General features: G+C 63.3%; 8 protein-coding genes and 1 pseudogene. 3 read left to right on the top strand and 6 right to left on the bottom strand.

Annotation, left to right across the window (positions count from 1 at the left end; translation table 11 throughout):
* A pseudogene (locus F3J10_RS22570) lies at positions 1 to 170 on the top strand (IS30 family transposase); the annotation flags it as partial.
* Here the strand turns inward: F3J10_RS22570 and F3J10_RS22565 are convergent.
* From F3J10_RS22565 to F3J10_RS22555, 3 genes are all read right to left on the bottom strand, one after another.
* Positions 91 to 345, bottom strand: a complete 255-nt coding sequence (locus tag F3J10_RS22565) for a hypothetical protein (protein ID WP_167243012.1) — start codon at positions 343 to 345, stop codon at positions 91 to 93. The pseudogene F3J10_RS22570 and the gene F3J10_RS22565 overlap by 80 nt on opposite strands.
* Before the next feature lie 149 nt (positions 346 to 494).
* The gene (locus F3J10_RS22560) at positions 495 to 1,913 is read right to left on the bottom strand and encodes a sensor histidine kinase (RefSeq protein ID WP_167243024.1); all 1,419 of its coding nucleotides are present in this window, start codon (positions 1,911 to 1,913) and stop codon (positions 495 to 497) included.
* Entirely contained in the window at positions 1,900 to 2,565 is a 666-nt protein-coding gene (locus tag F3J10_RS22555) for a response regulator transcription factor (protein WP_017918850.1), read from the bottom strand. The genes F3J10_RS22560 and F3J10_RS22555 overlap by 14 nt, the downstream gene beginning before the upstream one ends.
* 276 nt (positions 2,566 to 2,841) lie before the next feature.
* On the opposite strand from F3J10_RS22555, the gene F3J10_RS22550 reads away from it, so the two are divergent.
* A complete protein-coding gene (locus F3J10_RS22550; RefSeq protein WP_167243023.1) occupies positions 2,842 to 3,879 on the top strand; it encodes an ABC transporter substrate-binding protein in 1,038 nt (345 codons plus the stop codon).
* Positions 3,880 to 3,993: 114 nt separating this feature from the next.
* Positions 3,994 to 5,256: an MFS transporter gene (locus tag F3J10_RS22545; protein ID WP_051598319.1), complete on the top strand. Its 1,263-nt coding sequence runs from the start codon at positions 3,994 to 3,996 to the stop codon at positions 5,254 to 5,256.
* Between the two features lie 90 nt (positions 5,257 to 5,346).
* On the opposite strand, the gene F3J10_RS22540 is transcribed toward F3J10_RS22545, so the two are convergent.
* The 3 genes from F3J10_RS22540 to F3J10_RS22530 form a co-directional block, all read right to left on the bottom strand.
* Entirely contained in the window at positions 5,347 to 5,718 is a 372-nt protein-coding gene (locus F3J10_RS22540) for a hypothetical protein (protein ID WP_167243022.1), read from the bottom strand.
* 98 nt (positions 5,719 to 5,816) lie between these two features.
* Positions 5,817 to 6,260, bottom strand: a complete 444-nt coding sequence (locus tag F3J10_RS22535; protein WP_167243027.1) for a nuclear transport factor 2 family protein — start codon at positions 6,258 to 6,260, stop codon at positions 5,817 to 5,819.
* A 131-nt stretch (positions 6,261 to 6,391) separates the two neighbouring features.
* The gene (locus F3J10_RS22530) at positions 6,392 to 9,649 is read right to left on the bottom strand and encodes a hypothetical protein (protein ID WP_167243021.1); all 3,258 of its coding nucleotides are present in this window, start codon (positions 9,647 to 9,649) and stop codon (positions 6,392 to 6,394) included.
* Between the last annotated feature and the right edge of the window lie 68 nt (positions 9,650 to 9,717).

Genomic DNA, 9,717 nt, shown 5'->3' with positions numbered 1-9,717 from the left:
ACACAAATGGCCTCCTGAGGCAGTATCTTCCCAAAGGAATTGATCTCTCGGACTATTCCCAGGCCACGCTCAACGCGATAGCAAGGCGGCTCAACGAGCGTCCGAGAAAGACGCTAGACTTTGATACACCGGCTGAGCGTTTTCATCAATTCGTTGCATCGACGGGTTGAATCCGCAAGTAAAACCCGCCGGTCGAAACACGCCGTTGTTGATCGTGGAGTCCTGGGTATCGAGGATCCCGCGCAAGGCATCGCGTGTGTAGACCTGCCCGGCCTGCAGCAGGTCGGAAACGCGAGTGGATACATCGATTCCTGCAATGTCGGCGTCGAGGGAGTCTTTAAGCATCGTCGTGGTTGGCCTAGCGTGTCGCCGGCTCGTCTTTTTATCTCGAAATTAGGGCGAAACTTGGCGGATTCTAGGACGATTCGCTACCCGTTGTCTCGGAAATGGAATGGAATCTTAGGGATATCAGGCCACTGCCGGCACCCATCCCATCAGACCGACTCGCGGTGGACATGCCCCGCCGTGCTACGCGGGAACACCAGCAGCACGGCAAAACCACCCACTTCCGGCATCGCGAACGACACTTGCCCGCCGTGCGCGTCCATCACCTCCTTCACGATCGCGAGACCCAGCCCCGAGCCGTCGCGTCGCTCGGCGCCCTTGCCGTCGAGGCGCACGAACGGCCGCATCACCGCGTCCCAATGCTCGCGTGGAATGCCTGTGCCGTTATCGGTCACGGTCAGGATGAGTTGCTCGGCCGTGCCATCGATGGTCACGACGATCTGGTTCGCCATGCCGTGATGCAAGGCATTGTGCAGCACGTTCGAGAGCGCTTCCTGAAGGCTGATCGCATCGCCGTCGATCGTCGCGTCGGCGAGCCGCGCATCGAGCGACACCTGCACGTCGCGCTCGTCGGCGAGCGGGATGGTGCGGCCCAGCACCTCCTTGGCCAGCGCCACGAGGTCGATCGGCTGCAACGGCACGACCTCGGTGCGATGAATCACCATCGCGTGATTGAGCAACTGCCCCGTCAGGCGCCCCACGTCGGAGCAGGTCGCGCGCAACGTCTCGAGCCGCGCGCGCTGGCGCGCCGCGTCGGACTCGTTGCTGAGCATCTCGATCTGCGCGTCGAGCCGCGCCAGCGGCGTGCGCATCTGGTGCGCGGCGTCGGCGATGAAGCGCTGCATGGTGGCCACGCGCTCGCCGAGCCGGCGCATCAGGCCGTTGATCGCGCCGATGATCGCGGCGATCTCGCTCGGCGTATCGATTACCACGGGCCGCAGGTCGGCCGGATCGCGCGCCGCGATGATCGACTCGATCTGCGCCAGCGGCGAGAGCCCGCGCCGGATCGCCAGCGCGCTGGCGCCGATCGCGAGCGCCGTCATCAGCACGATCAGCGTCCAGACCTTGATGCTCATGTCGTTGGTCAACTGCTCGCGCGCATGCGTGGTCTGCGCCACCGTCACCAGCGCCCAGCCGGGCACGCGCTCCTCGGGCATGTGGCGCGCGATGGTGGCGATGCGCACCGGCCGCTGCTGGTAGCGCGCCGTCGCGAACCGGGTGCCGCGCTGCGCGGCAGCGACGTTCGCCGCATCGGGCAGGTCGTTGTAGCCCGCCACCACCACGCCGCGCGAATCGACCACCTTGTAGTAGACGAGGTCGTAGCGCGACAGCGTCGACAGCGCGGCCACCGGCGGATTGAGCGCGAGCACGCCGCCCTGCACGTAGAGATTCTCGGCCACCTGGATCGCCGCGCCGGACAACAACTGATCATAGGCGCGCTCGGCCGCGACGCCGGCGTAATAACGCGTGATCAGCGACAGCGCGGCCGCGCCCGACACCACCACGCAGGCGATGAACAGCAGCGTGCGGCCGAACAGCGTCTTCGGAAACCAGTCAGCGCGTCGCAATCTGGTAGCCCATTCCGCGTGCCGTGCGAATCTCGACGTCGCTGCCCTGCAGCTTCCTGCGCACGCGCGTCACGTATTGTTCGACCGCATTCGCGGAGGGCTCGCGGCCGAAGCTGAACAACTGGTTCAGCAGTTCGTCCTTGGAGAACACGCGCTGCGGCCGGCTGGCGAGGATTTCGAGCAGCGCGAATTCCTGGCGCGACAGCGGCAAGGGCTGGCCGTCGAGCTCCGCGAGCCGGCTGCTGCGATCGATCGAGAGCGCGCCGAAGCGCAGCACGTCGCTGGCGTGGCCGCTGTTCCGGCGTAGCAGCGCCTGCACGCGCGCATCGAGTTCGCGATAGTCGAACGGCTTGACCAGGTAGTCGTCGGCGCCCAATCCCAGCCCGCTGACGCGATCGTCGATCGCCGAGCGCGCGGTGACCAGCAGCACCGGCGTGGTGCTGCCCGAGGCGCGCAGCCGGCGCAGGATCGCGAAGCCGTCCATCGACGGCAGCATCACGTCGAGCACCACCAGGTCGAACGATTCGACGCCCAGCAAGCTGGAGGCGGCCGCGCCGTCGCGCTCGAGATCGACCGCGTGGCCGAGCCGCGTGAGACGGCTGCCGATCGCCTCGCCGATCTCGGCGTCGTCCTCGACGACCAGAATACGCATGGTTGAAGTCCTGCCGATTAGGGAAATTACGGGTAATCCCGAGGATGGGATGTCAGCATTTTCTCAGACTCGCTCGCTAAGCTCCATGCCAGTTCATACACGGGCCCGAACGGCCCTTCCGGAGGAGACCTGCACGATGCAGCGTGCCCACGCGCCAGCCGATTCGCGTTCAACCGCGGTGGCCGCCCTCGAGGTGGCCCGCGCAGACGCGCGTTCGCGAGCGTGCAGGCCGGCATGTGTGCCGTCTCCTCGGCCCTGCGTCGCGGGGCGTGCCTGATGACGAAAGCCTCGCCGCGCCGCCGCGCGTTGCTGGCAGGCGGCATCGGCGCCGCGCTGGCGCCGCTCGCCGCCCACGCCTTCCCTTTCTCGCTGTCCAGCCCGCCAACCGTCAGGATTTCGAAAGGTTATGGCGTGCTCTATCTGCCCCTGCTCGTGATGGAGCGGCAGCGCCTGTTCGAGGCGCACGCGCGGCAACGCGGGCTCGGCAAGGTACAGGTCGAATGGGTGCTGCTCGACGGCGGCAACTCGGTCAACGACGCGATGATGGCCGGCACGCTCGACTTCGCCGGCGCCGGCGCGCCCGGGTTCATCGAGCTGTGGGCACGCGCGCGCGGCATTCCCAATGTGGAGGTGATCGGCATCAGCGGGCTGTCCGCCACCTCGCTGTCGCTGAACACCAACCAGCCGCATATCCGCACGCTCACCGATTTCACGTCCGAGGACCGGATCGCCGTGCCCGGCATCCACACCTCGCTGGCGGCCGTGATCCTGCAGATGATCGCCGCGCAGCAATTGGGCATCCGGCGTTTCGCGCACCTCGATCCGATCACCGTGAACCTGTCGCATCCGCAGGCGATGGACGCCCTGATCCACCGTGAAGGCGGCGTGACCGCGCATTTCGCCTCGCCGCCGTTCTCGACGCTCGAATTGCGGCAGCCCGGCATTCACCGCGTGATCGATGCCGTCCAGGTGCTCGGGCCGCTCACGCTCGACGTGATGTTCGCGCCGAAGCGCGTGGTCGATGCCGAGCCCGGCCTGGCGGCGGCCTTCATCGGCGCGCTCGACGAGGCGAACCGGTTCATCGCCGCGAATCCGCGCGAGGCGGCCGCGATCTATGTGTCCTCGTCCGGGGTGCGTGTGTCGCCCGACGACGTGATCGCGATGCTCGGCATGCCGGAAACTCGCTTCTCCGTGGTGCCCGACCGGCTCATGGAATACGTCGATTTCCTGCACGGCGTGGGCACCATCAAGACCCGCCCGGCCAATTGGAGCGACATGTTCACCGCCCAGCTCGGCGCCTACCAGGCGCGCTGAACTGGCTTTTTTCCTTCGTTGCAACCGCAGCTTTCAGCAAGACGTATCAAACAGGAGTCCAGCGTGACCATTGCCTCCCCCCCTATCGCTGCCGCCGGTGAAGAGCAGCGCGTGATGTCGAAGATCGCATGGCGCCTGATGCCGATCCTCGTCGTGATGTTCCTGATCTCGTTCATCGACCGCCAGAACGTCGGCTTCGCCAAGCTGCAGATGGTGCATAGCCTGAACATGTCCGAGGCTGCGTTCGGGCTGGCCTCGTCGTTGTTCTTCATCGGTTACCTGCTGTTCGAGGTACCGAGCACGCTGGCCCTGCACAAGTTCGGCGCGCGCGTCTGGCTCGCGCGAATCATGCTCACCTGGGGGCTCATCACGGTGGCGATGGGCTTCACGACCTCGAGCCCGGTGTTCTCCGGACTGCGCTTCGTGCTCGGCGTGGCCGAAGCCGGGTTTTATCCCGGCGTGATCTACTACCTGACGCTGTGGTTCCCGCAGAGCTACCGCGCTCGCGTGCTGGGGATCTTCACGCTCGGCAGCGCGCTGGCGAACATGCTCGGCTCGCTGGTGGGCGGCTGGCTGCTGAGCCTCAGCGGCGTAGGCGGCCTGGCCGGCTGGCAATGGGTGTTCATCGCCACGGGGCTGCCCGCCGTGGTCGTCGGGATCGCGGTGTTCCGCCTGCTGCCGACCTCGTATCGCGAGGCGCGTTTCCTGTCGGAAAACGAAAAGCAGATCGTCGGGGCCGCGCTGGAACGCGAGGCGCCGCCGCATGCCGAGCATTCGCAGCCGTGGAAGGCGCTGCTCGATCCGCGCGTGATGCTGTTCGCAGCGACCTACATGATGATGTCGACCTCGCTGTACGGCGTGACCTACTGGCTGCCGACCATCGTCAAGTCGTTCGGCGTATCGAGCACCACGAACGGTTTCCTGAGCATGCTGCCCTGGGCGCTGGCCGTCGTGCTGCTGATCTGGCTTCCGCCGAAACTCAAGCGCGCGAAGAGCCTGCTGCGGACCATCGGCATCGTGGCGGTGCTGGGGGCGATCGGCTTCGTGCTGAGCCTCGTGCTGCCGACCACGCCGCTGCGCTTCGTTGCGCTGGTGCTCGGCGGTGCCTGCATCCCCTTGATCTATCCGTGCTTCTGGTCGATGCCGCCGCGGTATTTCACCGGTGCCCGGGCCGCGGCCAGCGTGGCGGCAATCAACTCGATCGGCAATCTCGGCGGCTTCTTCAGCCAGAACCTGATGCCGCTCGCGGGCAAGCTGACCGGCACGGCGTTCGGGCCGATGATCGTGCCGATCGTTTGTTTGAGCATTCTTGGCGTGGGAGCGTTTATCGGCTGGGCTCGGTCGGAGCGATCGATGGTGGTTGCGCTTCAGGATTGATGTAGCGCGCTGCAATACAGTGCCGGTTTGAAGCCATCGATCCGCGAGGATCGATGGCTTCGTCGCTTTTCGATCAGGCTTTCGATACGGTCAGCATCGCCTCATCTTGATCACGCGCGAAATCTGCGCAAGCGTGAAGCTGCTGTTTTTCACGTACTCGGCGTAATCGGCGGGAACGGTCAGCGAAGCGTCCACCACGTAGTCGCCGGCATAGCGAAATCGGTCCGATGCGGTTCGCAGGAAGATCGGAACCGGCTCCGCCTGCCGCGCCAGCGTGCGCCCCGCCGCGCGCGCCGAAGCGCTGCCGTCGCAGACGATAACGTCGGGCGCGTGGGGATTCAGGTCTTGTCGCAAGCGAGCGGCGACGACCTTGCCGCCCTTCACGGGCAGGAATGCCTGCTTGCTTCCACCCGTGATCCTGTGAATGTCTTCGCGTGAATATTCTTTTCCGATTTCGAACATGTTTGACTCCGGGATATGGCGTCATGCAGCGGCGCTGCAACGCCAATCCACGAGATCGTAGCGAAGCGTTTCTAAAATCGGTGTAAAGACCGTGGCTATCAGGGTTGCCGGCGCGTGGCCTCGACGGTTTTCAGCAGCGATTGCAGGCCGCGCCAGCCCCAGTACACGCGATGATGGACGATCAGGCCATGTTCGATGTCCATCACTTCGACCAGGTCGGTCTGGTCGCCCGAAGGCGTGTCGCGAGGATATTCCCAGACGAGTTGCTTGCCGTCGGTGTGGAAGACGTCGGTGCGATACCAGTGCGCGAAGGCGCCGGCCAGCTTGCGGAAGCCCTCGGAGAAGAATCCGCGGATGGCTTCGCGTCCGTCGAGGATGCCGGTTTGATTCCCCGGTTCAACGAACAGGATCGTCGGTGACTCGAAACGCGCGTGCTCGGCGTAGATCGACATCAGGCCGTCGATGTCGCGCTCGACGATCGATTTGTGCCACTGCCGGTGGATGTGGGCGATTTGTTGAGGGGTGGAAGTTGCGGAGCTCATGTCGGGTCCTGTGCGCAGGTGAATGCGCAAGATCCGAGCTTACGGGTAGTGGATGGGGGAATGTTTCAGGCTCGGATGAAACGAGTCCGCTTGCCGGGAGACAGCAAGCGGGCCCGGGCCTGGCTGCAAGCTTAGTTAAGGTACCAGCATTGACCGTCGAAATAAGCGCGCACCACGGCACCGGCGGCTGACGTGAACGGCTGGCAGATATTGCCGCCACTGAAAGTCACTGCACCGTCCTTCGTGATGAACATCGCTTGCCGGCCGTCCCAGACAGGCTGGATCGTGCTCACCCCCGTGGTGCCGGTCAGATGCGTCACCGTCTGATAACCGACGTTGATCTGGCTCGCGGTTGCAAGCACGGAGGGCCCCGTGTCCAGGCCGATATTGTTGCTGACGACGCTATTTCCCGTTACCACGCCAGTCAAGGCGTCATTCGGCCCCGTGAAATCATTTCCGGTGATGATCGCTTGCTGGACCGAGCCCGTCACGGCGATACCGTTGACCGTCGGACTACCTGACGGCGGCGTCACGCCATCGCATGACGAACCGATTCTCGAATCACGAATCGCCAATCCACTCAGGGCATTGGTGGTGAAGATGTTGCTGCCGCTGTTGCCACAGAGGTGGCTGCTATCGATCGTGATGTTCGTGCCGGCATTGACGGTAGCGCCATTGTTTTTCGATGCGTAGCTGCGCAGGCCAGTGAAATGCAGGCCATCGACGACGCCCCCGCCATGGTTGTTGACGAGGATATTGTCGCTCCCGGCACTCGACGCCCAGCAAGTCTCGCACTGCGTCCCATACACCGTCGCCGACGCGTCGGCGGTATCGATCGCAAACCCCGTCTGGGTATTCGTATCCCCAAGATAGGTGCCATGGAACGTCGACCACATGACGTGCTGGTTCAAGCCGGGATCGATCATCGTGCCGATCCTGGTCATCAGCATGTCGGAGTTCGACACGAGAATCCCGCCCGAATCGAGGATCAGCATGCCGGCGTCGCCCGGTGCGGACTGATCGCCAACCACGGTGGTACGAGTCACACGGAGATCGGTCGTGGCAGCGAACGTGGTCTTGTCGCCGACCTTGATACCGACGGCTCCCGCCCCCGCCACACCGTTAATGATCGTGTCGTCGATGCTCGACTGATTGCCGTTAGCCGCGATCCCGACAAACGGCCCCTGGATGTACAGTCCCGAGACCTTCGCGCCTACCACGTTCTGCATCTGAATCGTCACGCCAGCCGTGTTCTGCCCAGCTGCGCTCGCATTGATGTACATATCCTCGATGCCTGAACCGGCCCCCGACAGGTTGATCATCGGGCTCAGATTGACTACCCCGGCAACCAGTCCCGAGCTTTGGCCTCGTCCGCCGCGCAAAATGACGCCACCGGGAATATCGATCGTGGCCGATATCTTGCAGCCGCTGCGCGTCACCGGGAGATTCAGGACTGCCGGGCCCACCGCGGCGGCATAGGACATCGCATGATTGAGCGCGGCGGTATCGTCCTGGCTGCCATCGCACTGCATCCCGAAATCCGCCCCGTTGATGACATCGGCCAGTTTGTCTCGCAGTGATCGATCGCTTGCATCCTGGCCGATGCTCAGGAATTTCAGGTTGTTCGCGGTGGTGATCGGGTCACCGAAGGTACCCGCGCCGGTGAACGCAACATTGCCCGTTGTGTTACTGATGCTGATCGGGCTGTCCTGGAACGCACCATTGACGTAACGATCGACCGAAAACGTATTGGAGGCTGCCGAGGCATTGCTGACGCCCCACGCTGCCTGGCCGGCATTCTCCAGAACCATCTGCGCCTTGCCGGTGCCTATGGGATCGTTGGCAATCAGCGATCCACCATTGGATGCCACGCTCCCCGCGAACGATCCGGTGCCCGCGACCTGCAATTTGCTGGCTCCATCATCCCCGCCGCCGACAAGTACACGGCCACCGTATTTCGCCAGGTTCAGGTTGTATTTCGTGGAGGGTGTCGAGGTCCGATACGACTCCAGGATGACTTCCGACGCCGTGTCCGAATAGGCGCCAAGCGTGGCTCCCGCCGTCGTGAGATCGAAGTTGACCGATCCGTTGCCCTTCGGAACCAAGGTCACCGGAATCGTCGCGTCCGCGCCTACGGCTGTCAGCGTCGGGGCCGCCCCCTGAGCCGCGCTCATCAGAGCCAGCGTATTGCCGCTGTTGACTGCCTGATAAAAACTGCCGGAGCCGGTCATCGCAAACGGCACTGCATAATTCGACTGGCTATCAACTTCCGCGTTGAAGACGCTGTTGTTGCCGCTGCCATTGATTTCAGACACGCACGATTGTGCGTTGCTCACGCCATAGGTCTGGCAGGCCAAGCCATGGATCGTGTTGCTCCACGAATTGTCCAGCAGCAAGCCGCTGAAATGACTGTTGATCGATTCGATCCAGGTCGCCGTGATACGCGTGCGGGCCGAGTTCTTGATGTAGAAAACGTCCTTCTGCGCGTTGTCGATGGTATTGCCGGTAAACCCGAAATCGTTGTTGTTCCCGCTCAGGTAGACAACATGCTCGGTGGCATTGTACGGATGCGAATTCGACAACATGGTCGTTTGCGCACCCACATCCGCAAGCAGTCCATACTGGACCGCGAACCCACCGTTCATGATGAATCCATCGATGGTCGAATCCGAGACCCACGATCCCAGTTCGATGCCGGCCTTGCCGGCGGTGGTCGAATAGACCCGGATGTTCTTCACCCGCACGTCGTGCATATAGGTCGACGACTGAGGATTGCCATCGAGCTTCAAGGACGAGAATCCAACCGGGACATTGTTGAACGACAGGTTCAGCAAATCGAGAGTCTGGCTATAGCTCGTATCCAGAGTGTTGTCGGTGCCGGCTGTACCGTCGAAGGACAGATCGCGGATGGTCGAGTGAGAGTCGAACGTGAATGCACCGGCAATCGATGGATAGTGGATCGATCCGCCAGTTTGAATCAGCACGCTGCCCGGGCCGTCGCCGAACAGGGTGAATCCAACCGTCTGGGGAAGAACCAGGCCGCTATGTTTGTATCGGCCTGCCGGGACATATACCGACTGAGCCCCGGAGTTCAGGGCCGCCTGGATACAGGAGGTGCTGTCGCTGGCACCGGATTTGTCGCAGCCCGGAAAGTCGAGAATGCTGACGAGACCCCCCAATTTCGAAGGCAGGCTTCTGGCGCCTGATCCGGCGTTGGGTGCCTTGTATTGCAGGCTGCCCGCGGCAGCGACGGGATCCGCGTAGGTGACGGGGCCATCGAATCGGGCCTCTCCTGTCACCTCGAGGTTGGGTATGGGTGTGGTTTGCGCATCGACTGTCGAAGCGGCCAGCACCGCGACGACGAGCAGGTTTCGGATTGGATTGGTCATGACGACTCCTGGCGAAAAGGGTTCGGATACGGCCGCGGTTGGACTACGTCCGATCATTGAGCCGCTGT

Origin of the sequence: Burkholderia sp. Cy-637, from assembly GCF_011753175.1 — a bacterium.
In the GTDB taxonomy this organism is placed as follows: domain Bacteria; phylum Pseudomonadota; class Gammaproteobacteria; order Burkholderiales; family Burkholderiaceae; genus Burkholderia; species Burkholderia gladioli.
The sequence above is the reverse complement of the archived record's forward strand: the minus strand, read 5'-3'. Positions and strand labels throughout refer to the sequence as shown.

Coding starts and splice junctions, on each gene's coding strand:
- F3J10_RS22565 (WP_167243012.1), bottom strand. CDS start 345: ATGCTTAAAGACTCCCTCGACGCCGACATTGCAGGAATCGATGTATCC.
- F3J10_RS22555 (WP_017918850.1), bottom strand. CDS start 2,565: ATGCGTATTCTGGTCGTCGAGGACGACGCCGAGATCGGCGAGGCGATC.
- F3J10_RS22540 (WP_167243022.1), bottom strand. CDS start 5,718: ATGTTCGAAATCGGAAAAGAATATTCACGCGAAGACATTCACAGGATC.
- F3J10_RS22545 (WP_051598319.1), top strand. CDS start 3,994: ATGTCGAAGATCGCATGGCGCCTGATGCCGATCCTCGTCGTGATGTTC.
- F3J10_RS22530 (WP_167243021.1), bottom strand. CDS start 9,649: ATGACCAATCCAATCCGAAACCTGCTCGTCGTCGCGGTGCTGGCCGCT.
- F3J10_RS22550 (WP_167243023.1), top strand. CDS start 2,842: ATGACGAAAGCCTCGCCGCGCCGCCGCGCGTTGCTGGCAGGCGGCATC.
- F3J10_RS22535 (WP_167243027.1), bottom strand. CDS start 6,260: ATGAGCTCCGCAACTTCCACCCCTCAACAAATCGCCCACATCCACCGG.